Annotated in this window: 22 protein-coding genes and 2 tRNA genes; 5 read left to right on the top strand and 19 right to left on the bottom strand. The window is 65.2% G+C overall.

Going from position 1 to position 25,689, the window contains the following annotated elements:
* Nucleotides 1-160: 160 nt before the first annotated feature.
* Together G474_RS0111685 and G474_RS20570 are read left to right on the top strand one after the other, a co-directional pair.
* The gene (locus tag G474_RS0111685; RefSeq protein ID WP_026687134.1) at nucleotides 161-781 is read left to right on the top strand and encodes a hypothetical protein; all 621 of its coding nucleotides are present in this window, start codon (nucleotides 161-163) and stop codon (nucleotides 779-781) included.
* Between the two features lie 51 nt (nucleotides 782-832).
* On the top strand, nucleotides 833-1,303 hold the full coding sequence (locus G474_RS20570) for a Fur family transcriptional regulator (protein WP_051282239.1): 471 nt from the start codon (nucleotides 833-835) through the stop codon (nucleotides 1,301-1,303).
* 53 nt (nucleotides 1,304-1,356) lie between these two features.
* Here G474_RS20570 and G474_RS0111695 read toward each other — a convergent pair whose 3' ends face one another.
* From G474_RS0111695 to acs, 12 genes are all read right to left on the bottom strand, one after another.
* Nucleotides 1,357-1,902: a hypothetical protein gene (locus tag G474_RS0111695; protein ID WP_026687135.1), complete on the bottom strand. Its 546-nt coding sequence runs from the start codon at nucleotides 1,900-1,902 to the stop codon at nucleotides 1,357-1,359.
* Nucleotides 1,903-2,149: 247 nt separating this feature from the next.
* Nucleotides 2,150-2,226 (bottom strand) — tRNA-Pro (locus G474_RS0111700).
* A 77-nt stretch (nucleotides 2,227-2,303) separates the two neighbouring features.
* A complete protein-coding gene (locus tag G474_RS0111705; RefSeq protein WP_026687136.1) occupies nucleotides 2,304-2,567 on the bottom strand; it encodes a DUF4212 domain-containing protein in 264 nt (87 codons plus the stop codon).
* Nucleotides 2,568-2,572: 5 nt separating this feature from the next.
* Complete coding sequence (locus tag G474_RS0111710) at nucleotides 2,573-4,603, bottom strand: VC_2705 family sodium/solute symporter (RefSeq protein ID WP_026687137.1); 2,031 nt, start codon at nucleotides 4,601-4,603, stop codon at nucleotides 2,573-2,575.
* The gene (locus G474_RS0111715; protein WP_026687138.1) at nucleotides 4,604-5,212 is read right to left on the bottom strand and encodes a PolC-type DNA polymerase III domain-containing protein; all 609 of its coding nucleotides are present in this window, start codon (nucleotides 5,210-5,212) and stop codon (nucleotides 4,604-4,606) included.
* 3 nt (nucleotides 5,213-5,215) lie between these two features.
* On the bottom strand, nucleotides 5,216-7,099 hold the full coding sequence (locus G474_RS0111720) for a DUF294 nucleotidyltransferase-like domain-containing protein (RefSeq protein WP_026687139.1): 1,884 nt from the start codon (nucleotides 7,097-7,099) through the stop codon (nucleotides 5,216-5,218).
* 69 nt (nucleotides 7,100-7,168) lie between these two features.
* Complete coding sequence (locus G474_RS20575) at nucleotides 7,169-8,224, bottom strand: DUF294 nucleotidyltransferase-like domain-containing protein (protein WP_051282240.1); 1,056 nt, start codon at nucleotides 8,222-8,224, stop codon at nucleotides 7,169-7,171.
* A gap of 3 nt (nucleotides 8,225-8,227) precedes the next feature.
* Complete coding sequence (locus tag G474_RS0111730) at nucleotides 8,228-10,399, bottom strand: 3'-5' exonuclease (protein ID WP_026687140.1); 2,172 nt, start codon at nucleotides 10,397-10,399, stop codon at nucleotides 8,228-8,230.
* Nucleotides 10,400-10,402: 3 nt separating this feature from the next.
* On the bottom strand, nucleotides 10,403-10,774 hold the full coding sequence (locus tag G474_RS0111735) for a response regulator transcription factor (RefSeq protein ID WP_026687141.1): 372 nt from the start codon (nucleotides 10,772-10,774) through the stop codon (nucleotides 10,403-10,405).
* Nucleotides 10,775-10,799: 25 nt separating this feature from the next.
* Nucleotides 10,800-13,493 carry a sensor histidine kinase gene (locus tag G474_RS0111740; protein WP_026687142.1) on the bottom strand — a complete coding sequence of 898 codons (2,694 nt, stop codon included), beginning with the start codon at nucleotides 13,491-13,493 and terminating at the stop codon, nucleotides 10,800-10,802.
* Between the two features lie 2 nt (nucleotides 13,494-13,495).
* Entirely contained in the window at nucleotides 13,496-13,681 is a 186-nt protein-coding gene (locus G474_RS0111745; RefSeq protein ID WP_026687143.1) for a hypothetical protein, read from the bottom strand.
* 286 nt (nucleotides 13,682-13,967) lie between these two features.
* Nucleotides 13,968-15,929, bottom strand: coding sequence for an acetate--CoA ligase (gene acs, locus G474_RS0111750; protein ID WP_026687144.1), 1,962 nt, complete (start codon nucleotides 15,927-15,929; stop codon nucleotides 13,968-13,970).
* A gap of 256 nt (nucleotides 15,930-16,185) precedes the next feature.
* Here acs and G474_RS0111755 point away from each other — a divergent pair, with 256 nt between their 5' ends.
* On the top strand, nucleotides 16,186-16,689 hold the full coding sequence (locus tag G474_RS0111755) for a TIGR00645 family protein (RefSeq protein ID WP_245589353.1): 504 nt from the start codon (nucleotides 16,186-16,188) through the stop codon (nucleotides 16,687-16,689).
* Between the two features lie 35 nt (nucleotides 16,690-16,724).
* The gene (locus tag G474_RS0111760; protein ID WP_026687146.1) at nucleotides 16,725-18,257 is read left to right on the top strand and encodes a fumarate hydratase; all 1,533 of its coding nucleotides are present in this window, start codon (nucleotides 16,725-16,727) and stop codon (nucleotides 18,255-18,257) included.
* A 65-nt stretch (nucleotides 18,258-18,322) separates the two neighbouring features.
* On the opposite strand, the gene G474_RS0111765 is transcribed toward G474_RS0111760, so the two are convergent.
* A complete protein-coding gene (locus G474_RS0111765; protein WP_026687147.1) occupies nucleotides 18,323-19,084 on the bottom strand; it encodes a TIGR01458 family HAD-type hydrolase in 762 nt (253 codons plus the stop codon).
* A gap of 155 nt (nucleotides 19,085-19,239) precedes the next feature.
* Here G474_RS0111765 and G474_RS0111770 point away from each other — a divergent pair, with 155 nt between their 5' ends.
* The gene (locus G474_RS0111770; protein WP_026687148.1) at nucleotides 19,240-19,605 is read left to right on the top strand and encodes a RidA family protein; all 366 of its coding nucleotides are present in this window, start codon (nucleotides 19,240-19,242) and stop codon (nucleotides 19,603-19,605) included.
* Nucleotides 19,606-19,660: 55 nt separating this feature from the next.
* Here the strand turns inward: G474_RS0111770 and G474_RS20580 are convergent, their stop codons facing one another.
* The 6 genes from G474_RS20580 to clpP form a co-directional block, all read right to left on the bottom strand.
* On the bottom strand, nucleotides 19,661-20,635 hold the full coding sequence (locus G474_RS20580) for a GGDEF domain-containing response regulator (RefSeq protein ID WP_084513730.1): 975 nt from the start codon (nucleotides 20,633-20,635) through the stop codon (nucleotides 19,661-19,663).
* 118 nt (nucleotides 20,636-20,753) lie between these two features.
* Nucleotides 20,754-20,829: transfer RNA gene (locus G474_RS0111780), tRNA-Val, on the bottom strand.
* Nucleotides 20,830-20,837: 8 nt separating this feature from the next.
* Nucleotides 20,838-21,110: an HU family DNA-binding protein gene (locus G474_RS0111785; RefSeq protein ID WP_026687149.1), complete on the bottom strand. Its 273-nt coding sequence runs from the start codon at nucleotides 21,108-21,110 to the stop codon at nucleotides 20,838-20,840.
* Between the two features lie 168 nt (nucleotides 21,111-21,278).
* Complete coding sequence (gene lon, locus G474_RS0111790; RefSeq protein ID WP_026687150.1) at nucleotides 21,279-23,690, bottom strand: endopeptidase La; 2,412 nt, start codon at nucleotides 23,688-23,690, stop codon at nucleotides 21,279-21,281.
* 68 nt (nucleotides 23,691-23,758) lie between these two features.
* The gene (gene clpX, locus G474_RS0111795) at nucleotides 23,759-25,027 is read right to left on the bottom strand and encodes an ATP-dependent Clp protease ATP-binding subunit ClpX (protein ID WP_026687151.1); all 1,269 of its coding nucleotides are present in this window, start codon (nucleotides 25,025-25,027) and stop codon (nucleotides 23,759-23,761) included.
* Nucleotides 25,028-25,061: 34 nt separating this feature from the next.
* Nucleotides 25,062-25,685 (bottom strand): ATP-dependent Clp endopeptidase proteolytic subunit ClpP, encoded by a 624-nt coding sequence (gene clpP, locus G474_RS0111800; RefSeq protein ID WP_043464220.1) that lies wholly within the window; start codon nucleotides 25,683-25,685, stop codon nucleotides 25,062-25,064.
* Nucleotides 25,686-25,689 lie beyond the last annotated feature (4 nt).

A 25,689-nucleotide genomic window follows, 5' to 3' on the forward strand; every position in this document is an offset into this window, starting at 1 on the left:
GAGCCCTTTTCCCGTTCTCAAACGACATGTCTATTGAGAGCCCCGTGAGGGAGGCCGCTGCTCCCGGCCCCGGCCGGAGTTTGCCTTGCCCATCGGGTTGCCCCCTGTTTGCCTCCCGGACCTGCCGTCCTGCTGCTGTTCCACCTGAAAAGGAATCCCCATGCGCCGCACTGCCTTCCTGCCTGCCCTGCTCGCCTGCACCCTGCTCTGGAGTACGCCAGGCCGGGCCGATTACCTGTGGATAGACCCCGCCACCAGCCCGCCCCGGGTCCTGGCCGGGGAACTGGAGCAGCCCCGCGGCAGCCTGGAGGGGCTCACCGCCCCCCGGGCCTATGACCTGAAGAACCGCGCCCTGGAAAGCAGCCCCCAGGGCAAGCACTTCGACCTGCCCGGCGACCACCAGGGGGACCTGCGTTTTTCCGCCCGCCAGGAACTGGAAGCCGGCGTGCTGCAGTATTTCCATGCCCGCAGCGGCCGCAACGAAACAGCAGCGGTGGCCGATCTGGAACTGGTGCCCGCCAGCCCCGGAGCCAGCACCTTCCGGCTGTTCTGGAAGGGCAAGCCGGTCAGCGCCGCCCAGGTCCAGGTGTGGACATCCCGGGGCTGGCGCCGGGTGCTGCGTCCCGCCCCGGACGGCAGCATCAGCCTGGACACGCCGTTTCCCGGCCTCTACCTGCTCGAAGTCTCCGCCAAGGTGAATGGGGCGGTGGAGATCGATGGCAAACGCTATGCAGAAGTCCGCCACACCGCCACCCTGAGTTTCACGGTGGGGGAACCCTGAGATGAGCGCCCCCGCCTCCGCCCCCTTACCCCTGTTCCACCGCCCCGGACCATGCCGCACCTGACCGACACCCTGCACATCCGTCTGCAGCGTCTGCACCAGGCCGGGCTGCGCCCCACCCTGCAACGCCTGAGCGTCCTGGGCACCCTCGACACCCTGGGGCAGGACAGTTTTTCCGTGGAGCAGCTGTTCCAGACCCTGCGGCAGCACCAGCAGCCGATCAGCCTGACCACCGTGTACCGGGTTCTGCATGACTTCGAGACGGCGGGCTTCCTGACCCGCCAGTGGATGGACGGCCACCGGGCTTCCTACCTCTACCATCCCCGGAACGTGCCCGGGCTGGTGCTGCGCCTGGTCTGCCGCTGCTGCGGCCACCAGGAGCGGGTGGACGACCCGGAGCTGCTGGAGCACCTGCGCCAGCAAGCCGCCCGCCGTGGCATGGAAGCCACCGGGGCCACCCTGCATGGGCTATGCCGGCACTGCAACAGCGCCACCGGGGAGCCAGGCCTCAAGCGGGCCTGAGCCCGGGCAGGCGGGATGCGTTAAAGCCCGGAAGCCGCCTCAGCGCCTTGAACTCAGTGCCTTGAAAACTGCCCGCTGCGCACCGTGATTTCCTGCCACAGACGGCGGAGATGGCGGCGCATCGCCCGCCGCTCCCCGGCCGTGAACAAGGGGTTGTAGCGCTGTCCTGCGGGAGTCAGCGCGGGCAGGTTGTTACCGTAGAACAACTTGTCGTAGGCAAGGCCCAGGGTTGCTTTCTCTTCCGGATCAGGAGCATCCATGGGAATCCCGATGGAGCGGGCCATGTCCTCCAGGGTGTTCCACCCGTTCAGCAAACATTCGCAGGTCCTGGTCGAGGAACTGCGCTCCGGTCGCAGGGCGGCCAGCATCCTGAACAAGCGGTCCAGGTCCAGGACTTCCGGCGTCGGCTCCGCCACCCGGCAGCCAAGCTTGACCGCCCCATCCAGCAGGGCCTCCAGGGTGGCCGCCCTCAGGAAGGATGAGGTCCCAGGCTGCAGCACATAGCGGTCCGGTGCGGCGCCGCCACTTTGCCAGAGCAGAAAATGCTCACGGCCACAGGCCCGCAGCAACACGACATAGCTCAAACTCTGCATGTTCATCAATCACTTAAGGCTCACCACACCCGGTGATGCTACTGCATCCGGGCTGCAGCGGGTCGCCCAGGGCCCAGGAATGAGCACTGCCCTTCCGCCGAAAAAGCCCGGTTTCGAGGCATTTCCCGATTTCCCCCGGAATTTCCTGATTTTTCATGGGCCTGCCGCGCCGGCCCGGCGTTTTTCCAGGCTTTTTCCGGACGACAAAAAGCACTTAGGCCAACCCGAAGGTTGGCCTAAGTGCTTGAATCAATGGTCGGGGCGGCGGGATTCGAACTCGCGACCCCTTGCACCCCATGCAAGTGCGCTACCAGGCTGCGCCACGCCCCGACAAGCTGCGCATTATATAGATCAAAATTCTGCCGCGCAACTGTTTTCTGCATTCCTCTGCTGATCTTTTATGGCGTTTAGCCTCCCTGGTCCTGAATCCCGTACTTTTTCTCCAATCGGCGCATGGCCAGGGCATACCACCCGACGATCAGCACGTAGATGATCAGGCTGCCCTGGGCCGCCATGTAGAAGCCCAGGGGAAAGCCCAGCACCACGATGCCGTTCAGGGCATCGGCGTAGTAGCTGGCCAGGTAGGTCACCAGGAACCAGAGCAGCAGCAAGCCTCCGGTCAGCTGGCGGTTGCGCAGCCAGTAAATCTGGCGCCGGGTCGCGGGGGTCATCTCGTTCATGGGGCCGGGTAGCGGACGCTTTCGACAAAGGCCTGGATTTCCCTGGAAGGGGGCGGCGTCACCAGGCTGACCAGGATGATGGTAAGCATGCCGGCCACCACCCCCCAGACGCCGGAGGCGATGGATTCGATACCGAACCAGGGCTCCATGCGCACATGCTGCAGCCCCAACCAGCCGATCTGGTCCACCTCCAGGCGCACCATGTAATAGAGGGACACCAGCACCCCCACCAGCATGCCGGCCACGGCGCCCTGCTTGTTGGCCCGCTTCCAGAAGATGCCCAGCACCAGGGCCGGGAAGAAGGCCGAGGCCGCCAGGGAGAAGGCCCAGGCCACCATGTACAGGATGGTGCCCGGCTTCTGGGCCGCCACGGTGGCCGCCAGCACCGCCACCACCAGCAGCAGGGACTTGGAGATCACCAGGCGCCACTGGGTGGTGGCATCGGGGCGGATGATCCGGTAATAGACGTCGTGGGACAGGGCACTGGTGATGGTGAGCAGGAGGCCGTCAGCGGTGGACAGGGCCGCCGCCAGGCCGCCGGCCGCCACCAGACCGGAGATCACGTAGGGCATGCCGGTGATCTCCGGCATGGCCAGCACGATCACGTCCGGGTTGAGGCTGAGTTCCGCCAGCTGCAGGCGGCCGTCACCGTTGATGTCCTCGATGGACACCAGCCCCACCCGGCTCCAGGCCGAGATCCAGGCCGGCAGCTTGTCCAGCTCCAGGTCGATCAGGTGGGTGTAGATCTCGAACTTGGCGAACACGGCATAGGCCGGGGCCGTCAGGTAGAGCACCATGATGAACAGCAGGGACCAGAACACCGACTCCCGGGCCTGCCCCACGGTGGGCGTGGTGTAGTAACGGATCAGCACATGGGGCAGGGCCGCGGTGCCGATGGTGAGGCAGAACACCAGGGCCAGGAAGTTGAGCCGGGACTGGTCCCGCTCCGCCTCGGTCTTGCCCGGATAGGCCTGGGCGTGGGGCGTGGGCGGACTGGCCTTGGCTTCGGCCAGCTGCATTTCCGCCTGCCAGCGCTCCCGGGCCAGCTCGGGAGTGGCGGGCAACTCCCGCCGCTGCCGTTCCAGGGCGACGATCTCCCGGGCCGAGGCATCCTGGTTCTTGAGGACATTGATGCGGTGGGTCAGGCTATCCCGCTCCTCCTGCAGGGATCCGGGCAGGCGCTCGATCCGGTCGCGGAAGGCGGCGGCCCTGGCGGCGTACTGCTCCCGGGCGTCGAGTTCGGCGGGCCGGGCAAACAGCTCCTGCTCCACTTCCCCCACCTGGGCCAGGACCTGGCCGTACATGACCTGGGGCACGGGCACCCCGGTGTTCTGGTAGGAGAGGATGGCCACCGGCACCACGTAGGCGACGATCAGGATCACGTACTGGGCCACCTGGGTCCAGGTCACGGCGCGCATACCCCCCAGGAAGGAGCAGACCAGGATGCCGGCCAGCCCCACGAACACGCCCACCTCGAACTGCAGGCCCACGAAGCGGCTGGTGATCAGGCCCACCCCGTAGATCTGGGCCACCACATACACGAAGGAACAGAGGATGGCGGCCGCCACCCCCACCAGCCTGGCCCCGTTGCCCCCGTAGCGGGCCCCCAGGAAGTCCGGGATCGTGTATTGGCCGAAACGGCGCAGGTAGGGGGCCAGCAGCAGGGCCACCAGCACGAAGCCGCCGGTCCAGCCCAGCACGTAGGCCAGGCCCTGGTAGCCGCTGAGGTAGAGGGTGCCCGCCAGGCCGATGAAGGAGGCGGCACTCATCCAGTCGGCGCCGGTGGCCATGCCGTTGAACAGGGCCGGCACCCGCCGCCCGGCCACGTAGTATTCCGACACGTCGGCGGTGCGGCTGAGGATGCCGATGGCGGCGTAGAGGAAGATGGTGAAGAACAGGAACACGTAGCCGATCCAGCGGGCCGGCATGCCCTGCTGCTCCAGCCAGGCCAGGAGCCCGAGCAGGGCCAGGAAACCGCCGGTATACCAGCCGTAGTAGCGGCGCAATTGCTGGGACAGGGCACTCACTCAGGCGTCTCCATGCAGCCAGCGCCGGGCCCGGGCCAGGTCCAGCAGGGCGCCCGGGTTATCCACACCCCGGGCCTTGGCGGCCGCCAAGAGGCGCTGCAGCAGGCGGGCCTGGGCCAGCACCCCAGCCATGGAATCACCGGGCTGCGGCAGCTCCAGCTCGAAATGCCGCAGCCAGGCGTCCTGGCGCACGCCCTGAATCCGGGCATCGCGGAACAGTTCGGGCAGCAGCTGGGCCAGGTCCAGCCAGACGGGCTTGAACTCCAGGCCCAGGGCCTGCTTCAGGAGCGGCTCCAGGAGCCCCCCCACCAGGGGCGCCTGATGGCAGACCAGGGGTGACTTGCCCATGAACTCCAGCCACTCCAGCCATTGCTCCGCGCCAGCCGTGGCCAGATCCAGCCAGAAGGCGTCCTGGCCGCTGATCCGGCCGCGGCTCACGCCCAGGGCGGCCAGGGTCTGCCGCTCCCCCTGCCCGCCCAGGTCCAGCACCAGGTAGCGGACCTGGTAATGGGCCAGTTGCAGGGCCGGCGGCTCCAGGGCCTGCCAGGCCTTGAGCCTGGCCTCCAGGGCGGGTGCCAGGGAAGACTTGTCGAAAAATCCGAAAGGCACCGTTCACCCCGCCTGATAGTCGAGACGCAGCTTCTGCTGCAGTTTGCGGGCGTGGCGGAAGGCTTCCTTGAGGATGCGCCGGTCCAGCTCGTTGAGCCGCTCCGGATACACCAGGTTATGGCCCTGCTCCCCCGCCACCCCGTCGAACTGCTGCTGACGCAGGCGCAGCAGCTGGATGAAGTTGAAGGCTTCGATGATGGCGTCGATCTCCTCGGCATTGAGGGACAGACGGGTGGCCGCCTGGCGCAGGCGCTGCAGGGTGTTGGTGTGATAGACCCCGGCCGCCAGGGCGTGGATGCGGGCGCCATCCACGAACAGCCGGGCGCCGTATTTCTTCAGGTCGATGGCGCCCGGATGCTCGGGTTCCAGATCGGTGACGAAATCCCTGATCTTGCCCAGGGGCGGCGCCACGGCCAGGGCATTGACGGCCATGGCGCGCAGGAAGATGGGATTTTCCGCCGTGTGGTTGAGCAGGGTGCGGCGCAGCCGGTCGGCCAGGTGGGTCTGGCCGTAGAGGGCGCGGAAGTCGAAGAAGATCGAGGCATTCAGCAGGGCCTCGGGCTGGGGCCGGCGTATCCATTCGCCGAACAGCTCCTGCCACTCCTCCAGGGTCAGGCACCACTGGGGATTGCTGGCCATGATGTTGCCCTTGCAGAGGGGGAAGCCGCAGCGGTCCAGGTCCTCGTTCACCGCCCGGGCAAAATCCAGCAGGCGCATCTTGAGCATTTCCCGGTCGCTGAAATCGTCGCAGACGAAGATGATGCCGTTATCCTGGTCGGTACTGAACGTCTGTTCGTCCCGTCCCTCGGAGCCGAAGGCCAGCCAGCACCACTCGATGCCGTACAGGTCGTGGTGAACCAGGTTCTGCTCCAGGATGCGCCGGGTCAGGGCGTCGTTGAGGGTGGAGATGAACTGGGTCAGCTGCTCCGCCCCCACCCCCTGGGCCAGCATGTTGAAGGCCAGCTGACGGATGTCCCGGGCCGCCTGCTGCAGGCCGGCCACGTCGGGAGCGTGTTCGATGGCCTGGCGGATCTGGGTCAGGCCGATGCGCTGCAGGGCGAACAGGTCCCGCTCCGAGACCACGCCGGAAAGCTTGCCCTCCTCGTCTACCACCAGCACGTGGCGGATGCCCCGGGACGCCATCAGCAGCATGGCATCGTAGGCGCAGCCATGTTCATGGAGGCAGCAGGGATCGGGGGTCATCACCCGGTCCACGGGCTGGCCCAGGTCGGCCCCGGCCAGCACCACCCGGTCGAGCAGGTCGGCCTGGGTGAGGATGCCCTGGGGCCGGCCCTGGCCGTCCACCACCGCCACCGAGCCCACCCGGGCCTGGGACATGGTTTCCAGGGCCTGGCGCAGGGGCGTGTCGCGCGGCACCGCCAGGGGGTTGCGGGAGCCCACCTGCACCAGGGGGGAATTGAGGGTCTGCTGGTCGCTGGCGCGCTGGGAAAAAAGCAGTTGCAGCTGCTGGCGGGACTGGTTCAGCAGGGTGGCGATGTAGCGGGTGCAGAAGGCGTTGAATTCCGGACTCATCTCCATGAGCCGCAGCACCCCTTCGGCCGCCAGCACCAGGCAGGACACGTCGCTGGCCGCCACGTAGCGGTTGGTGGAGGGACGCTGGGCAGTCACGGCGCCGATGGGGAAACACTCGCCCACCCCCAGGGACAGCACCGCATGGCCGGTCACCGCCACGTCCCCCACCTGCAGGGACTGGACCTGGCCCTGCTCGATGATGAAGAACTCCCGCGCCACCCCGTCCCCGGGTCCGACGATCTCCGCCCCCCGGGGAAAGAAGGCCAGCTCCGCCTGCCCGCAGAGGTAATCCAGGGCGCCGGGCTCCATGCGCTGGAACGGCGGATGCCGCTCCAGGAAGCGCCGGGTATTCATGCCCACCCCCTGTTGCCCCTGCCCCCGGGCCTCCGCCCGCCCCTGCTGTTCGCCACTCAAGATGGTCTCCTAATGGGTGAATCCGTAACTGTGTCCAAGTTTGTGCTGCAGGGCCCGGGCCTGGCGCAAGACCGCCTTGAGCATGGCCTGCTGCATTTCCGCCAGCTGCTCCGGGCGGATCCGGTTGTCGGGCGCCAGCCCCTGATCCAGGGCCCGGGCCTGGTGTTCCAGGCGCAGCCCCTGGAGGTGCAGGAAAGCCTGCACGGCGGCCTGCACGTCCCCGGGGGCCATGCCCGCCAGGGGGCCGGCGGCTTCCAGCCGGGCCACGGTCTGCACCTGGGCCACCCCATGGGCCAGGGCCAGGATGCGGGCGCCGTCCACGAACAGGCGGGTCCCGAACTTCTTCAGGTCCAGCCCCCCCTGCTCGTCAGGGTGCAATTCTCCCAGCATTCCCAGGGGTGGCGCCACTGCCAGGGCGTTGTCGCAGAACAAATGCAGAAAGGCCGGAGCCTGGGCCACCTGTTCGAGGATGGCTTCCTGGAGCTGGGCGCAGAGCCCCGCCTCCCCGTACACGGGCCGCAGGTCGAAGAAGATGGTGCCGTTCAGCAGGGCTTCCGGCTCCGGGCAGCGCAGCCAGTGGTGAAAGACCTGCTGCCACTGCTCCAGGGAACGGCAGCAGTCGGGATTGCCGGCCATGATGTTGCCGTCGCAGAGGCGATAGCCCGCGGCGGCCAGGTATTCGTTCACCTGCCGGGCAAAGGGCAGGAACCAGGGCTGCAGGCTGCTGGCCTCGGTCTCGTCCCGTGCCAGGAAGACGATGCCGTTATCCTGGTCCGTCACCAGGGTCTGTTCCTCCCGGCCTTCGGAGCCGAAGCAGAGCCAGCACCAGGGGACTTCCGGCAGGCGGTGGGCCCGCCCCGCCAGCACGATGGCCCGGCGGGTCACCTGGTCGCTCACGGCAGCCAGGCAGCGGCCCACCAGCCGGGGGCCGCCCCCCTCCCGCAGCAGGGCCTGGCACAGGGCCCGGCCCTCCCCGGCCAGGGCCGCCAGACTGCGGCTGTCGCCGGCCGCGGCCAAGCCGGACATGAGGGCCAGCCAGTCGGCACAGGGCAAGGGCTCGGCCATGGCTCAGTACTTGACCCGGGCAAAGTAGGTTTTCTGGGAGGCTTCCAGGGCCTGGCGCAGGGTGTGGATGCCCTTTTCCGCCAGCAGGGGCAGCATCTTCAGGAACACCTCCCCGGTGGCGTAGGCATCCCCCAGGGCGTTGTGGCGCCCGACGATCTGGATGCCCAGGCGCTCGGCGATCACGTCCAGCTTGTGGGATTCCTGGTTGGGATGGATCACCGCCGAGAGCAGCAGGGTATCCAGCACCGGCTGGACGAACTTCAGCCCGGTGCGCTCCTCCTTCAGTTGCAGGAAGCGCATGTCGAAGGCGGCGTTGTGGGCCACCAGCACGGTCTCGCTGCAGAAGGCATGGAAGGCGGGCAGCACCACGTCTATGGTGGGCTGGCCGCGCACCATTTCCTCGGTGATGCCGTGGATGGGAATGCCTTCCGGACGCAGGGGACGGCCGGGGTCCACCAGCTGGTCGAAGCGTTCCTGGCGCAGCAGGCGGCCGTTCACGATACGCACCGCGCCGATCTGGATGATCTCGTCGCCGCTGGCTGGTTCCAGGCCCGTGGTCTCGGTGTCGAAGACCGTGTAGGCCATTTCCATCAGGTTCCGGTCCAGGTCCACCGCGGTGTCCTGGAAGTTGAACAGATCGAAATCGTAGTACTCGGGCCGCCCCTGTTCGCTGCCGGACGGGGATTCCAGGCTTTCCTGCACGGCCTGGGCCACGGGCAGGACGAAGCGGAAATAGGCCCGGTGCGCAGCCTTCTCCCGCTGGTACCAGATTTCCCCCCCGTGCCGGTCCAGAACCTCGCGCAGGGACATGGGGGAACTCTCCTGCCCCACCTGCATGCTCTCCAGCTCCCAGGAATAGAAGGTTTCCGAGGACATGGCATGGCCGGCCCAGATCAGGTCCAGGTAGGCCAGCTGCCCTTCGGTGAGGATGCGAAAACGCAGTTCCCTGATTTCGTAGTGGTCGGCCAGGCGCCCGGCCAGGAAGCAGATGGCAAAGATCAGGGAAAAGCTGTCGGCCTTGATCCAGAGGTTTTCCTCGGCCGCCTCCACCTTGCTGGGCAGCTTGAACAGTTCCTCGATGCGGCGCCGGGCGGCGCTCACCAGGTCTTCGGCCGAGACATCCTCCAGGGGCCAGCGGGTCTTGATGGCATCGGCAAAACGCTGGGCACTGGCATCCAGGCGGCGGCTCATGCGCCCCACCTCCTCGGAGATCACCCGGATGAAACCCTCCCGCTCCCGGGCATCCATGTCCGGATAATCGGCCAGGGTCTCCACCGCAGCGCGCACATTGCCCAGGGCCGAGCGGTTGCCCTCGGTGAGTTCCATCAGGCCCAGGTTGCGGCTCTGCTCCTGCTCCAGGCTGCGGGTGATGTTCTCCACGGTAAGCACGTAGCCGGACATGCTGCGCTCGGTCCCCTGCCCTTCCCCGGCCGCCATCACCGGCACCATCTGGACGCGCAGGAACTGGCCGTTCCGGGTGGTGGTGACGAAGTTGGCCACGTTGGCGGCCAGTCCCCGGGCCAGGCGCTGGCGGATGGCCTCTTCCGCGTGGGCGATGCGGCTCTTGTCGAGAATCGAGAAGATCGAGCGCCCCAGGCCGATCAGGGCGCCGGACGCCACCGAGGTAGGACCCTGGGCCAGGGCATGAAACTCCAGCCGGGCCCGGTTGTTGTAGAGCAGGATGCGGCCATCCAGGTTGCACACCACCACGGCCTGGGCCAGTTCCGACATGAGGGCGGCGAGGCGGTTCTTCTCTTCCTCCACGGAAGCCTTGGCCCGGGCAATCTGGGTTTCCACGTCGTTCATCAGCTCGTCCCGCTGCTGGGCCAGATCGTTGATGGCCCGGGCCACCTGCTGCACTTCAGGGGGGCCGTCGGCGGCGGTGACGCGGAAATTGCGGTTCGCCCCCAGCATCAGGCGCAGGTGTTCCCCCATTTTCAGGAGGCCCTGGACATACTGGCGGAACAGGGTGCGCACCACGAACAGGCCGAGGCCGAAACCCACGGCCGTGAGCAGGGTCCCCAGGGGCAGGTGCGGCACGATCAGCTCCTTGAGCAGGAGCCGCTGGGGTTCCTTCATTTCCATCCACACCAGGGCGGAGGTGAGCAGGAAGGGCCCCGTCACCAGGGCGCCCAGGACCAGTACCGCGAGGATGAAGCGATAACGGGCCTGCATGGCTCAGCCCGCCGCGAGCAGGGACCTGACCTGGGCCACCAGGTCCTTGGTGGAAAAGGGCTTGGTGACATAGGCATCGGCCCCCAGGGCCAGGCCCTTGGCCACTTCCGTGTCCCGCCCCTTGGCGGTGAGCATGACGATCTTCATGGCACTCCGGGCCGGATCGGCGCGCAGGATTTCGCACACCTCGTAGCCGGACTTCTTCGGCATCATCACGTCCAGCAGCACCAGGTCCGGGGCAAAGGCCTGGACCTGCTCCAGGGCGGCGTCCCCGTCGGCGGCCACGGCCACCTGGAAACCCTCCCGCTTCATCAGGAACTCCAGGGACAGGACGATGTTGGGTTCGTCGTCTACGATCAGTATCTTTTGGGGCATCGGGTATCTCCTCCCTTTTTAGTATTCAGTTCCTTGCCTGCAGGGGCAGCTCGAAAATGAAGCTGGCCCCCTGCCCGGGTTCGCTTTCCACCCACAGACGGCCGCCGAAGTACTCGACGATCTGCAGGCTGATGGGCAGGCCCAGGCCCGTCCCCTTCGGTTTGTCCGTCAGGGTGTTGCCCCCCTGGCGAAAGCGCTCGAAGATGAATTCCTTTTCTTCCGGCCCTATGCCCGGGCCGTTGTCGGTGACCCGCACCTGCACCCGGTCGAGGCTGGACAGCAGTTGCACCGACACCCGGCCCTCCCGGGCGGGGACGAATTTCACCGCGTTGGAGAGCAGGTTGATCATCACCTGGGTCAGCCGGTCCCGGTCGGCCAGGACCGGCACCGGTTCCCCGGGGCATTCCAGGGCCAGGGCCACGCCCTTGTCCCGGAACAGCTGCTCCAGGGAGGCAGCCGCCTCCCGCACCAGCCCCGCCAGATCCACTTCGCTGGAGGTCCAGTCGGCCCGCCCGGCTTCCAGCTTGGCCAGATCCAGGATCTGGTTGATGAGCCGGGTCAGGCGTTCGGTTTCCGTCACGATGATACCGAGAAAACGCTGGCGCTCGGGAACCGCCATGTCCGGGTCCTCGGCCAGGAGTTCCGAAAAGGCCCGGATCGAGGTCAAGGGGGTGCGCAGCTCGTGGGTGACGGTGGACACGAAATCATCCTTGAGCCGGTCCAGCTCCCGCAGCCGGGCATTGGCAGCGCGCAGCTCCCCGGTGGCGGCCTCCAGCTCCCGGGACTTGCGCTCCAGTTCCCGGCTGTAGGCCCGCACCTGGGAAGCTTCGTCGAGGATGTGCAGCACCTCCTCCAGTCCCAGCTCCTCCTCTTCCACCACCGAGGCCAGCACCACCCGGGCGCTGGCGGAGCCCAGGGCGCCGGCCAGCTGGATCTCGGCAAAACGCACCAGCTCCGCGTTCACCTCCCGGGCCGCCAGGTCCGCGATGCCCCGCTTGCGGGCATAGGACTGCAGTTGCAGGCGGGCCCGCTCCGCCCCGAGAAAGCGTTCGAGCAGGCCGGCCAGGGCCTGGTAGGAAGCCTTGCCCCGCCAGAGCAGGGCCGAGGTATCGCCGCCCCGGCGCTGGAACACGTCCACGAAGGCATTGGCCTGGCGAGCCTCCACCGCATCGGGCCCCAGGGAGAGGGAAAACAGCAGGTAGCAGGCGGTGTTGAGGAACAGGCTCCAGAACAGGCAGTGGGAAATCTCGTCCAGCCCGGTCAGCCCGAACAGGGCATGGGCCCGGAGCCAGGAAAGACCGAACAGGCCCTGCTCCACGAAGTCCCCGGGAATCCAGCCGGACTTGGCAAAGGACGGCAGAAGCAGGGTGTAGGCCCAGACCAGGAAACCGGCGGCCAGCCCTGCCAGGGCTCCGGCCCGGTTCCCCTGGCGCCAGTACATGCCGCCAAACAGGGCCGGCGCGAACTGGGCCACGGCGGAAAAGGAGATCAGGCCTATCCCCACCAGGGCATAGGCCTCCCCGGCGGCCCGGAAGTAGGCGTAGCCCAGGAGCAGGATGGCCACGATGGCCCCCCGGCGGATGTTGAGCAGCAGGCGCGACAGGTCGGGGCGCTGCGCCAGGCCCAGGGCCCGGACCCGCAGCAGGGCAGGCATCACCAGGTCGTTGCAGACCATGGTGGACAGGGCGATGGTCTCGACGATGACCATGCCGGTGGCGGCGGACAGGCCGCCGATGAAGGCCAGCAGGGCCAGGCCTTCCTGCCCCTGGCTCAGGGGCAGGCCGAGGACGAAGATGTCGCCGTTGCCGGGCAGGTCCTGGAGCAGGCCGGCAATGGCGATGGGCAGCACGAAGATGTTGATCAGCAGCAGGTACAGGGGGAACAGCCAGACGGCCCGGCGCAGGTGGCTCTCGTCCACGTTCTCCACCACCAGGATCTGGAACTGGCGCGGCAGGAGCACGATGGCCAGGGCCGAGAGCAGCACCAGGGGGGCCCAGTTGCCCAGCCCCTGCTCCAGGTCCAGGAGCGCCGCCGTCCGGGGCAGCGCCGCCGCCTGCCGGAACAGGTCGGCAAAGCCCCCGTACATCCCGTAGGTGACGAACAGGCCCACGGCCAGGAAGGCCACCAGCTTGACGATGGATTCGAAGGCAATGGCCGCCACCATGCCCTCGTGGCGCTCCGTGGCATCCAGGTGCCGGGTACCGAACAGGATGGTGAAGGCGGCCAGGGCCAGGGCGATCACCGCCGTGGCATCCAGGCCCAGCAGCAACAGGCCGCCCTGTTCGGGAAACAGGGCCTGGAGGCTGGCGGCGATGGCCTTCAGCTGCAGGGCGATGTAGGGCACGATGCCGATCACGGCAATCACCGTCACCAGTCCGGCCAGAGCCTGGCGCTTGCCGTAGCGGGCGGCGATGAAGTCGGCAATGGAAGTGAGCCGTTCCCGCTTGCTGATGCGGATCATCTTCAGGAGCACCGGAGCCAGCATCAGCATCAGGGTGGGACCCAGGTAGATGGTCAGGAAGCCCATGCCCCCCGAAGCGGCCCGGCCGACACTGCCGAAGAAGGTCCACGAGGTGCAATAGACGGCCAGGGACAGGCCATAGACGTTGGCAGAGATGATGGAGCGCCCCTGATCGGCCCGCCGGTCACCGAAGCGGGCGATGGCAAAGAGCAGGCCCAGATAGCCCGCCGCCAGCAGGAATACGGCCCAGGGATTCATCTTCAGTCCCGGCGCTCGGCCACCCAGGCGGCCGCCAGGATCAGGCCGGCCCAGACGCCGAACAGGTACAGGAAGGCATCCAGCCCGGAAGCCCCCGCCTGGGTGTTGAGCATGGGCGGGGTGAGCAGCACCAGCCCCAGCAATGCCAGGGCCACGAGACGCTGACGCCCCCTGTTGAAAGCTTGCATCAGGCCCGCCTCCCGGTCGTGCAGACGAAAACGGCCGACGCGTTAACAACGCGCCGGCCGCCTCGGGCGCCACGCTTGCCGTGGCTGCCAATTGGACACCCGCACAACAGATAGGCGCCCATGTCTCTCTCCTGCCTCCTTATAGTGTGTTTTCAGACGGACATGGGCAGAATGCCCGCCTGGATTTCGCTTCCCCTGGGGAAGCAGGAACCCCTGGGGGTTCCGGATACGACGCCGGCAAGCCGGCGGCCGGAAGCTGCCCGGAGGCAGCCCCGGCCTGGGACCATCAACCCTTCAGCTGCTCCAGGATGGCCGGGTTTTCCAGGGTGGAGGTGTCCTGGGTGACTTCCTCGCCCTTGGCCAGGGAACGCAGCAGACGGCGCATGATCTTGCCGGAACGGGTCTTGGGCAGGTTCTCGCCGAAGCGGATGTCCTTGGGCTTGGCGATGGGGCCGATTTCCTTGCCCACCCAGTCCTGCAGCTCCTTGATCACCTTCTTGGCCTCGTCGCCGGTGGGACGGGCGCCCTTGAGCACCACGAAGGCGCAGATGGCTTCACCGGTCAGGTCGTCGGGACGACCCACCACGGCGGCCTCGGCCACCTTCTCGTGAGCCACCAGGGCGGATTCGATTTCCATGGTGCCCATGCGGTGACCGGAAACGTTCAGCACATCGTCGATACGGCCGGTGATGGTGAAGTAGCCGGTCTTGGCGTCACGGATGGCACCGTCGCCCGCCAGGTACAGGGTACCGCCCAGATCCTCGGGGTAGTAGGACTTCTTGAAGCGCTCGGGATCGCCGTAGATGGTGCGGATCATGGAAGGCCAGGGCTTCTTGACCACCAGGATGCCGCCCTGCCCCCAGGGCACGTCGGAACCGGTCTCGTCCACCACTGCGGCCTGGATGCCGGGGAACGGCAGGGTGCAGGAACCAGGCACCAGGGGGGTGGCACCAGGCATGGGGGTGATCATGTGGCCGCCGGTCTCGGTCTGCCAGAAGGTATCGACGATGGGGCAACGGCCGCCACCCACGTTCTGGTGGTACCACTCCCAGGCGGCAGGGTTGATGGGCTCACCCACGGAACCCAGCAGGCGCAGGCTGGACAGGTCGTACTTCTTGGGATGCACGGCCTCGTTGGTGTCCGCCGCCTTGATCAGGGAACGGATGGCGGTGGGCGCGGTGTAGAAGATGCTGGCCTTGTGGTCCTGGATCATCTTCCAGAAACGCCCTGCATCGGGATAGGTGGGCACGCCCTCGAACACCACTTCGGTGGCGCCGCAGGCCAGGGGGCCATAGGTGATGTAGGTGTGGCCCGTGACCCAGCCGATGTCGGCCGTACACCAGAAGACATCGGCAGGCTTGATGTCGAAGCTGTACTTCATGGTCATGATGGCCTGCAGCAGGTAGCCGCCGGTGGAATGCTGCACGCCCTTGGGCTTGCCGGTGGAACCGGAGGTGTAGAGCAGGAACAGGGGATGTTCAGCTTCGACCCACTCGGGTTCGCAGGTTTCCGGCTGGGAAGCCAGCACCTCGTGGAGCCACTGGTCGCGGCCGGCGGTCATGGAGACTTCGCCGCCGGTGCGCTTGAAGACGATCACGTTCTTGACGGATTCGCAGCCGCCCAGGGAGAAGGCTTCGTCGGCGATGGGCTTCAGGGGAATGGACTTGCCGCCACGGAACTGGCCATCGGAGGTGATCAGGCAGACGGCACCGGCATCGTTGATGCGGTCACGCAGGGACTGGGCGGAGAAGCCGCCGAACACCACGGAATGGGTGGCGCCGATGCGGGCACAAGCCTGCATGGCAACAATGCCTTCCACGGTCATGGGCAGGTAGATGACGACGCGGTCACCCTTCTTGACCCCCATGGACTTGAGGGCGTTGGCCATCTTGCAGACCTTGGAGAGCAGTTCCTTGTAGGAGACCTTGGTCACCTGGCCGTCATCGGCTTCGAAGATGATGGCGGTCTTGTCGCCGTTGCCGGCCTCGACATTGCGATCCAGGCAGTTGTAGGAAACGTTCAGCTTGCCGTCGGTGAACCACTTGTAGAAAGGAGCTTCGGATTCGTCCAGCACCTTGGTGAAAGGGGTTTGCCAGGTGATCAGTTCCCGCGCATGGCGGGCCCAATAGCCTTCGTAATCCTTTTCTGCCTCCGCGCACAGTGCCTTGTAGGCATCCATCCCGGAAACGGCGGCATTCTTCACGAACTCGGGGGACGGATAGTAGAGCTGCACGGATTCATTCGACATAGACATTCTCCTCTGCGGTATGGGTATCGGGTGATGCTTCGAGTGAGCTGCAACAAGCAGCGCGCTTGCGCAACATTAGACGCGGATAATCTTACAGAGCCCTTACATATTCACGCTGCAGCGCAGCATTGGCGCGGCTTTCCGGACCCCGCCCCCAAGCCGGGCAAGGCCGCGGTGTACCTGGGGTGACGTGGTAAACTTCCGCGTCCTTTTCTTGTCTTTTTCGCCCCATAAAATGAAAACTACCGAAACCCCCATGGAGAAATTCATCTTCTGGAGCCGCTGGATTCAGGCCCCCCTGTATCTGGGCCTGATCGTCGCCCAGGGCGTCTATGTCTATCACTTCTTCCATGAGCTGCTGCACCTGGTGCTGCACGTGGGCAGCCTCACCGAAGTGGACGTGATGCTGATCGTGCTAGGGCTCATCGACGTGGTGATGATCGCCAACCTGCTGATCATGGTCATCATCGGCGGCTACGAAACCTTCGTTTCCCGGCTCAACCTGGAAAACCACCCGGACCAGCCCGAATGGCTGTCCCACGTCAATGCAGGCGTGCTGAAGATCAAGCTATCTACCGCCATCATCAGCATCTCTTCCATCCACCTGCTGAAAACCTTCATCAATGCCGGCAACCTGCCTGAGCACACCATCCAATGGCAGGTGATCATCCACCTGGTATTCATCATTTCGGCCATGGCCATGGCCTACACGGACAGGCTGATGAACCAGTCCGTGCATCTGGCCAAGGGCAACCACTGAGCAACGCAGCAGACGCCAATAACGGAGAAAACCATATGACGACGATACGCCAGGAAGACCTGATCCAGTCCATCGCGGACGCTTTCCAGTACATCAGCTACTACCACCCCCTGGACTACATCAAGGCCCTGGGCGAAGCCTACGAGCGTGAGGAATCCCCTGCCGCCAAGGACGCCATTGCCCAGATCCTGACCAACTCCCGCATGGCCGCCGAAGGCCACCGCCCCATCTGCCAGGACACCGGTATCGGCATGGTCTTCCTCAAGGTCGGCATGAACGTCCGCTGGGACGACGCCACCATGAGCCTGCAGGAAATGGTCAATGAAGGCGTACGCCGCGCCTACGCCAACCCGGACAACCCCCTGCGCGCCTCCGTGCTGGCCGACCCGGCCGGCGCCCGCAAGAACACCAAGGACAACACCCCGGCCGTGGTGCACTTCGAGATCGTTCCCGGCGACCACGTGGAAGTGATCTGCGCCGCCAAGGGCGGCGGCTCCGAAGCCAAGTCCAAGTTCGCCATGCTCAACCCCTCCGACGACCTGGTGGACTGGGTTCTGCACAAGATTCCGGAAATGGGCGCCGGCTGGTGCCCCCCCGGCATCATCGGCATCGGCATCGGCGGCACCCCCGAGAAGGCCATGCTGCTGGCCAAGGAATCCATCATGGCCCCGGTGGACATCCATGACCTGCAGGACAAGGCCAAGAGCGGCGCCAAGCTGACCCGGGCCGAAGAGCTGCGCCTGGAGCTGTACGAGAAGGTGAATGCCCTGGGCGTCGGCGCCCAAGGCCTGGGCGGCCTCACCACCGTGCTCGACGTCAAGGTGCTGGACTACCCCTGCCACGCCGCCAACCTGCCCGTGGCCCTGGTGCCCAACTGCGCCGCCACCCGCCATTGCCATTTCCATCTGGATGGTTCCGGTCCGGCCAAGCTGGAAGTGCCCAAGCTGGAAGACTGGCCCGCCGTGACCTGGACCCCGGACCTGAAGGCCGCCACCCAGGTCAATCTGGATACCCTGACCAAGGAAGAAGTGGCCTCCTGGAAGCCGGGCCAGAAGCTGCTGCTCAACGGCAAGATGCTGACCGGCCGCGATGCCGCCCATAAGCGCATCGCCGACATGCTAGCCAAGGGCGAGAAGCTGCCGGTGGACTTCACCAACCGGGTCATCTACTACGTCGGCCCCGTGGACCCGGTGCGCGATGAAGTGGTCGGCCCCGCCGGCCCCACCACCGCCACCCGCATGGACAAGTTCACCCGCATGATGCTGGAGAAGACCGGCCTCATCTCCATGATCGGCAAGTCCGAGCGCGGCCCCGTCGCCATCGAGGCCATCAAGGACAACAAGTCCGCCTACCTGATGGCCGTGGGCGGTGCCGCCTACCTGGTGGCCAAGGCCATCAAGAGCGCCAAGGTGGTGGGCTTTGCCGACCTGGGCATGGAAGCCATCTACGAGTTCGAGGTGCAGAACATGCCCGTCACCGTGGCCGTGGATTCCTCCGGCACCAGCGTGCATGAGACCGGCCCCAAGGAATGGCAGGTCAAGATCGGCAAGATCCCGGTCAAAGCCTGATTCCCCGCCCCCGCTTCACCCCAAGGCCCGTCCCCGCCCGGACGGGCCTTTTTCATGGCGGCGGCTCAAACGCCCAGGTGGCGCACCAGGGCGGCCAAATCGTCGAAGACCCCATCGGGCCGCACCAGGGGATGGGTTTCGTCCCCCGGCCTGAACTTGCCGGTACGCACCAGAAACCCCCGAATACCCGCCCCCTGGGCGCCGCCGATGTCGTCCAGCAAATCGTCCCCCACCAGAATCGCCTCCTCGGCGCCCACCTGCAGTTCCGTCAGGGCCGCCTCAAAAAAGGCCCGGGCCGGCTTGCCGACAATCTCCGCCTCGACCCCGGCGCTGAACTCCAGCCCCTTGACGAAGGCCCCCATGTCCAGGGAAAGCCCGTCCGGCTCCATGAAGTAGCGGTTGCAGGCCATGGCCATGAAGGCGGCGCCCCGGTCCAGGAGCCGGAAAGCCCGGTTCAGGGCTTCGTAGGTAAAAGCATGACCCGCATCCCCCAGCACCACCACGTCCGGGTCTTCGGCGTTCGCCCCCATTTCCCCGGCGATGTCCGGATGCACCAGCCAATGGGGCCGCAAGCCCCGCTGCCGCACCAGGCTCCGGGCCGCCAGGGCGGCCGTCTGGATTTCCCCGGCTGCAATGGCAAACCCCATGGCCCGCAAACGGCTCAGGATCAGCGTGCTGGGCGCACGGGTGGTATTGGTCAGGAAACGCAGCCGCAGGCCGGCGGCACGCAAACGGGCCAGGGCCGCCACGGAGCCGGGCAGGGCCTGGTCCCCCGTATGCAGCACCCCGGCCAGATCAATGAGCAAAGCTTTGGGAAAGGCGCTCATGGCAGGTTCTCCTGAAATCATTGGGGCAAGCGGAGGGATGGAAACATCCCGGGACCTTGAAGTCCAGCCCCCGGGAGCGGTACCCTGGGCCCCGCCCCCCGGGCTTGCCCCGCTTTCTTCCGAAATATCCCACCATGAACGGACATCAAGACACAATGAAAATTCAGCGCCATGGAACCACCCGCCGCTACTCCGACAGCGTCAGTCATGCCGGCAGCGTCTATCTGGTGGAGGTCCCCCAGAGTACCGAGGCCGACATCCGCACCCAGACCCGGGAGGTCCTGGACAGCCTGGAGCGGCTCCTGGCCCAGGCCGGCAGCGACAAGAGCCGGCTGCTGCTGGCCACCATCTACCTGCGCAACATGGAAGACTACGATGCCATGAACGAACTCTGGGATACCTGGATTCCCGAGGGCTGCGCCCCTGCCCGGGCCTGCATCCAGGCCAAGCTGGCTCACCCCGGTTACAGAATAGAAGTGGTGCTCATCGCTGCAAGCATCCCGGACAGTCCCGCGGGATAACTTTTCCCATCCGTACTCCAGGCCCCGGCCTGCTGGAAACGAAACCGCGCTGCGTTCAGGCGAGTTCGCTGTGGCGCGCCTTCCCCGGCGTATGCTGCAGCCCCTCGCCATGAATCTGGACCCGTCCCCCACCTGCCGCCATGGCGGCCTCCATGCGTCCCAGCGCCAGGGCCAGCAGGGCCTCACCGGAAATCATGCCATCTTCGGGACGGCTGGCCGCACCGGAACTGATGGTGAGCTGCACGGGTTTGCCGCGCACCACGATCTGGGCATTGGCCAGACTCCTGGCCACCCGCTTGGCAAAAGCCTCGCACTGATCCAGCCGGGAAGAGCGGGTTGCAATGGCAAAACGACCGGCGCCATGGTGGCCCATGAAATCACTGGCGCCGATCTTGCCCTGGACCAGGCGGGCAAATTTCTCGGCGATACGGCTGGCCGTGCTCTTGCCCAGGTGATCCACCAGGCCGCTGTATCCATCCACGCCAAACACCAGCACCGCGCCCAGATCTCCGACCCGGGCGAACATGCGCCGCACCCCTTCCTCGAACAAGGAGGCCGAGAGCAGCCCCGTATCCCGGAAGTGCACCACCGGCTTGCCCTCTTTGGCAGTGGCCGCCAGCCGGACAGGCTCGACGGAAGGCGATGCTTCCTGGGCGGCAGCGGTTTTCTGGGCCTGGAGCAGGGGCAGGATTTCCCACTTTCCCATGCCGTTGAGGATGAAATCCGTGACGCCCAGCTTGCGGGCTTCATCGGTGATTTCCTCGATCCGCGTCTCGGAGCCGATGAGATAGAAGGGAATGTGCTTGAGGCGCTGGAGCCGGTTGCGACGCAGCCGTTCGAGCAGGTCCAGGCCACTGAGACGGGGAATGTCCGGCCCGGCAATCACCGCCACCACATCATGGTCGAGCACCAGGGTCTGCCAGGCCGACTCGCCGTCCAGCACCTCAAGAACCTTGAACTGTTCCTCCAGGTGGCGAGACAGGGTTGCCCGTATAACCCTGGACTGATGCACAAGCAGAATGTTACCCATGAGCCAAGATCGATCCAGCAAATGTTGTGATTATGCTATCCAAATCCCGGAAAAGCCAGCATTCCCCCTGTTTTAACAAAACAAAAGGGAGTTAGCCTGAGCTAACTCCCTTCGGATCTGGTGGGTGCTGACGGGGTCGAACCGCCGACATTCGCCTTGTAAGGGCGACGCTCTACCAACTGAGCTAAGCACCCGAAGCAGATTAGTTTACAGCATCCTTGAGCGCTTTGCCAGCACGGAATTTGGGGACCTTGGCGGACTTGATCTTGATGGTGGCGCCAGTGCGGGGATTGCGGCCACTCCGGGCGGCCCGTTCACCCACGTAGAAGGTGCCAAAACCCACCAGGGTCAGCATCTCGCCATCCTTGAGAGCCTTGGTCACTGCAGCAACGGTTGCATCCAGCGCACGACCGGCAGCAGCTTTGGAAATATCAGCTTCTGCAGCAATCGCATCAATCAGTTCGGATTTATTCACTTAAACCCCCTCTTTGGTTTGAATGGGAAACGGATCTACCACCTGCACGGCACGTTATAGCCCCCCAAAAACCCTGGTGTCAAGCGGATTCAGGGGGGGCAGCGCGACATTCGGGCCGTTGAAAATGCTACAACAACAGTAAGGTCCGGAATAGCCCAAATGCAAAATTTAGTGGGTAGTGACAGCCTTGGCTTCGGCCTCCGGCAGCGGGGCCACCTTGTCCCCGGCCACCTCTTCTGCCAGGGGTTCAGGCCGGCGTTCCAGGGCCCGCTCCAGGACCTGGTCTATCCATTTGACGGGCAGTACCTCGATCTTGTTCTTGATGTTGTCGGGGATATCCACCAGATCCTTCAGGTTCTCCTGGGGGATCAGGGCCGTCTTCAGGCCGCCACGTACCGCCGCCAGGAGCTTTTCCTTCAGCCCGCCGATGGCCAGGACTTCACCCCTCAGGGTGATCTCCCCGGTCATGCACACGTCGCAACGCACGGGAATGCCGGTGAAAGCGGAAACCAGGGCGGTGGTCATGGCGATGCCGGCGGAAGGTCCGTCCTTGGGGGTTGCCCCTTCCGGTACGTGGATGTGGATGTCCTGCTTGTCGAAGGCTTCGGCCTTGATGCCCAGACGCTCGGCCCGGGCCCGCACCACGGAGCGGGCGGCTTCCACAGATTCCTTCATCACGTCGCCCAGGGAGCCGGTACGCAGGATGTTGCCCTTGCCCGGCATGACGGCGCATTCGATGGTCAGGAGCTCCCCGCCCACTTCGGTCCAGGCCAGCCCGGTCACCTGCCCCACCTGGTTTTCCTTCTCGGCAATGCCGAAACTGTAACGCCGGACACCCAGGTACTTTTCCAGATTCCTGGAATTGACCACGATCTTGCCTTCCCGCTTCTTCAGGAGCAGGGTCTTGATCACCTTGCGGCAGATCTTGGAGATTTCCCGGTCCAGGCTGCGCACCCCGGCTTCCCGGGTGTAGTAGCGCACGATGTCCAGGATGGCGCCTTCGGTCACCGAGAGCTCGGTGGTCTTGACGCCATTGTTCTTCATCTGCTTGGGCAGCAGGTAACGGATGGCGATGTTCACCTTCTCGTCTTCCGTGTAGCCCGACAGGCGGATGACTTCCATCCGGTCCAGCAGGGCCGCGGGAATGTTGAGGGTGTTGGCCGTGGCCACGAACATCACGTCGGAGAGGTCGAAATCCACCTCCACGTAATGGTCCTGGAAGGTGTGATTCTGTTCCGGATCCAGCACTTCCAGCAGGGCGGAAGCGGGATCACCCCGGAAATCCTGACCCAGCTTGTCCACCTCGTCGAGCAGGAACAGGGGATTGCGCACTCCGGTCTTGGACAGGCTCTGCAGGATCTTGCCGGGCATGGAGCCGATGTAGGTCCGGCGATGGCCGCGGATCTCGGCTTCGTCGCGCACACCGCCCAGAGCCATGCGCACGAACTTGCGGTTGGTGGCCTTGGCGATGGACTGCCCCAGGGAGGTCTTGCCCACGCCCGGGGGGCCCACCAGGCAGAGGATGGGTGCCTTGACCTTGTCCACCCGCTGCTGCACGGCCAGGTATTCGATGATGCGTTCCTTGACCTTGTCCAGGCCGTAGTGGTCCGTATCGAGGATTTTCTCGGCCGCCGTCAGATCCTTGCTGATCCGGGTCTTCTTGCGCCAGGGCAGCCCGATCAGGGTCTCGATGTAATTGCGCACCACCGTGGCTTCGGCGGACATGGGGGACATCAGCTTCAGTTTCTTCAGCTCGCCCTGGGCCTTGGCCAGGCCTTCCTTGCTCATGCCGGCTGCCTGGATCTTCTTGTCCAGCTCCTCCAGGTCGGCGCCTTCCTCACCTTCGCCCAGCTCCTTCTGGATGGCCTTCACCTGCTCGTTCAGGTAGTACTCCCGCTGGCTCTTCTCCATCTGGCGCTTGACCCGGCCGCGGATGCGCTTTTCCACCTGGAGGATGTCGATTTCCGACTCCAGCTGGGAGAGCAGCCGCTCGATGCGGGCCCGGGAGGATTCCATTTCCAGGATTTCCTGCTTCTGCTCGAGCTTGAGGGGCAGATGGGCGGCAATGGTGTCGGCCAGACGGCCCGCTTCCTCGATGCCGGCAATGGAAGTGAGGATTTCCGGGGGGATCTTCTTGTTCAGCTTCACATACTGGTCGAACTGGGCCACCACGGCCCGGCGCATGGCCTCCAGTTCGTGATCCCCCTCACCGCCGTTGCCGAGCAGGCTGGCGCTGGCGACGAAATGGGTTTCCAGGGACTGAACGGTGTCGACACGCACCCGCTGCACCCCTTCCACCAGCACCTTCACGGTGCCGTCGGGCAGCTTCAGCATCTGCAGCACATTGGCCAGGCAGCCGATGTGATACAGGTCGTCAGGACCCGGCTCGTCCTTGGTGGCCGACTTCTGGGCCACCAGCAGGATGGAGCGGTCGCCCTCCATGGCCAGTTCCAGGGCCTTGATGGACTTGGGCCGCCCCACGAACAGGGGAATCACCATGTGGGGGAACACCACCACATCGCGCAGGGGCAGGAGGGGCAGCTCGACCGATTCGGGGAGCGGGGTTGTGCTATTGGACATGTGGATGCCTTGAAAAGTGACGTCCCCTCTTAACTGAGGGCTGAATGGGTAATTTCAAGGCACCCGGCTCAATTGGAGCCGGACACCTTGGGCTGTTCGGCGTAGATCAGCAGGGGCTTGGCATCCCCGATCACCATGTTCTCGTCGATCACCACCTTGGAGACATCCTCCATCCCCGGAAGTTCGTACATGGTGTCCAGCAGCACGTGCTCCAGGATGGAACGCAGGCCCCGGGCCCCGGTCTTGCGCTCCAGGGCCTTCTTGGCGATGGCGATCAGGGCGGCGGGCCGCACTTCCAGCTCCACCCCTTCCATGGAGAACAGCTTCTGGTACTGCTTGATCAGGGCGTTCTTGGGCTCGATGAGGATTTCCACCAGGGCCGTTTCGTCCAGCTCCTGCAGGGTGGCCACCACCGGCAGACGGCCGATCAGTTCGGGAATCAGGCCAAACTTGATCAGGTCCTCGGGCTCCACATCCTTCAGCACCTCGCCGGTAGCCTTGCCCTCTTCCTTGCGCTTCACCGTGGCACCAAAGCCGATGCCGCCCTTTTCGGAACGGGCCTGGATGATCTTGGCCAGACCGTCGAAGGCGCCGCCGCACACGAACAGGATGTTGGTGGTATCCACCTGGACGAAATCCTGATTGGGGTGCTTGCGTCCGCCCTGGGGAGGAATGGAGGCGATGGTGCCTTCGATCAGCTTCAAGAGGGCCTGCTGCACCCCTTCGCCGGACACGTCCCGGGTGATGGAGGGATTCTCGGAACGGCGGGAAATCTTGTCGATCTCGTCGATATAGACGATGCCCTGCTGGGCCTTTTCCACATCGTAGTCACACTTCTGCAGCAGCTTCTGGATGATGTTTTCCACGTCCTCGCCCACGTAGCCGGCTTCGGTGAGGGTGGTGGCATCGGCCATGACGAAGGGCACGTTCAACATGCGGGCCAGGGTCTGGGCCAGCAGGGTCTTGCCGGAGCCCGTGGGACCCACCAGCAGGATGTTGCTCTTGGCCAGCTCCACCTCGTCGGTGTTCTTGCCCTTGAAGCGCAGGCGCTTGTAGTGGTTGTACACCGCCACCGCCAGGATGCGCTTGGCCTGCTCCTGGCCGATCACGTACTGGTCGAGGATAGTGGAAATTTCCCGGGGCACGGGCAGGTCGGACATCTCGCCCTTGACCTCGTCGCCCGGCATTTCATCCCGGATGATGTCGTTGCAGAGCTCGATACACTCGTCGCAGATGAATACGGAAGGACCGGCGATGAGTTTCTTCACCTCATGCTGGCTCTTGCCACAGAAAGAGCAGTAGAGCAATTTCTCGTTGCCGCCTTTTTTGTCCGCCATCTTCAAATCTCCAGAGGTTTCTTGGGGGCTGTCGTCAAGCGACATCGCGACGGGCCAGGACCTTGTCGATCAGGCCGTATTCCATGGCTTCCTGGGACGACAGGAAGTTGTCCCGGTCCGTATCCTTCTCGATCCGCTCGATGGGCTGGCCGGTGTGTTCGGACATGATGCGGTTCAGCTTCTCGCGGATGGACAGGATTTCCTTGGCGTGGATGGCGATATCCGAGGCCTGGCCCTGGAAGCCGCCCAGGGGCTGGTGGATCATCACCCGGGAATTGGGCAGGGCGAAACGCTTGCCCTTGGCGCCGGCACAGAGCAGGAAGGCGCCCATGGAGGCGGCCTGGCCCATGCACAGGGTGGAGACGTCCGGCTTGATGAACTGCATGGTGTCGTAGATGGACATGCCGGCCGTCACCGACCCCCCGGGGGAGTTGATGTAGAAGAAGATGTCCTTGTCCGGATTCTCGGCTTCCAGGAACAGGAGCTGGGCCACCACGAGATTGGCGGAAGCATCATTGACCGGCCCCACCAGGAACACCACCCGTTCCTTGAGCAGGCGGGAATAGATGTCATAGGCCCGCTCACCCCGGCCGCTCTGCTCCACCACCATGGGCACCAGGCCCAGAGCCTGGGGATCCCAGTCGCTTTTGTGTTCCATGTTC

Origin of the sequence: Azovibrio restrictus DSM 23866, from assembly GCF_000429665.1 — a bacterium.
Taxonomy (GTDB): Bacteria; Pseudomonadota; Gammaproteobacteria; order Burkholderiales; family Rhodocyclaceae; genus Azovibrio; species Azovibrio restrictus.

Bases quoted from the DNA above. Each gene is read 5' to 3' on its own strand.
- G474_RS0111685 (WP_026687134.1), top strand. From the start codon at position 161: ATGCGCCGCACTGCCTTCCTGCCTGCCCTGCTCGCCTGCACCCTGCTC.
- G474_RS20570 (WP_051282239.1), top strand. From the start codon at position 833: ATGCCGCACCTGACCGACACCCTGCACATCCGTCTGCAGCGTCTGCAC.
- G474_RS0111695 (WP_026687135.1), bottom strand. From the start codon at position 1,902: ATGAACATGCAGAGTTTGAGCTATGTCGTGTTGCTGCGGGCCTGTGGC.
- G474_RS0111705 (WP_026687136.1), bottom strand. From the start codon at position 2,567: ATGACCCCCGCGACCCGGCGCCAGATTTACTGGCTGCGCAACCGCCAG.
- G474_RS0111720 (WP_026687139.1), bottom strand. From the start codon at position 7,099: ATGAATACCCGGCGCTTCCTGGAGCGGCATCCGCCGTTCCAGCGCATG.
- G474_RS20575 (WP_051282240.1), bottom strand. From the start codon at position 8,224: ATGGCCGAGCCCTTGCCCTGTGCCGACTGGCTGGCCCTCATGTCCGGC.
- G474_RS0111730 (WP_026687140.1), bottom strand. From the start codon at position 10,399: ATGCAGGCCCGTTATCGCTTCATCCTCGCGGTACTGGTCCTGGGCGCC.
- G474_RS0111735 (WP_026687141.1), bottom strand. From the start codon at position 10,774: ATGCCCCAAAAGATACTGATCGTAGACGACGAACCCAACATCGTCCTG.
- G474_RS0111740 (WP_026687142.1), bottom strand. From the start codon at position 13,493: ATGAATCCCTGGGCCGTATTCCTGCTGGCGGCGGGCTATCTGGGCCTG.
- G474_RS0111745 (WP_026687143.1), bottom strand. From the start codon at position 13,681: ATGCAAGCTTTCAACAGGGGGCGTCAGCGTCTCGTGGCCCTGGCATTG.
- acs (WP_026687144.1), bottom strand. From the start codon at position 15,929: ATGTCGAATGAATCCGTGCAGCTCTACTATCCGTCCCCCGAGTTCGTG.
- G474_RS0111755 (WP_245589353.1), top strand. From the start codon at position 16,186: ATGGAGAAATTCATCTTCTGGAGCCGCTGGATTCAGGCCCCCCTGTAT.
- G474_RS0111760 (WP_026687146.1), top strand. From the start codon at position 16,725: ATGACGACGATACGCCAGGAAGACCTGATCCAGTCCATCGCGGACGCT.
- G474_RS0111765 (WP_026687147.1), bottom strand. From the start codon at position 19,084: ATGAGCGCCTTTCCCAAAGCTTTGCTCATTGATCTGGCCGGGGTGCTG.
- G474_RS0111770 (WP_026687148.1), top strand. From the start codon at position 19,240: ATGAAAATTCAGCGCCATGGAACCACCCGCCGCTACTCCGACAGCGTC.
- G474_RS20580 (WP_084513730.1), bottom strand. From the start codon at position 20,635: ATGGGTAACATTCTGCTTGTGCATCAGTCCAGGGTTATACGGGCAACC.
- lon (WP_026687150.1), bottom strand. From the start codon at position 23,690: ATGTCCAATAGCACAACCCCGCTCCCCGAATCGGTCGAGCTGCCCCTC.
- clpX (WP_026687151.1), bottom strand. From the start codon at position 25,027: ATGGCGGACAAAAAAGGCGGCAACGAGAAATTGCTCTACTGCTCTTTC.
- clpP (WP_043464220.1), bottom strand. From the start codon at position 25,685: ATGGAACACAAAAGCGACTGGGATCCCCAGGCTCTGGGCCTGGTGCCC.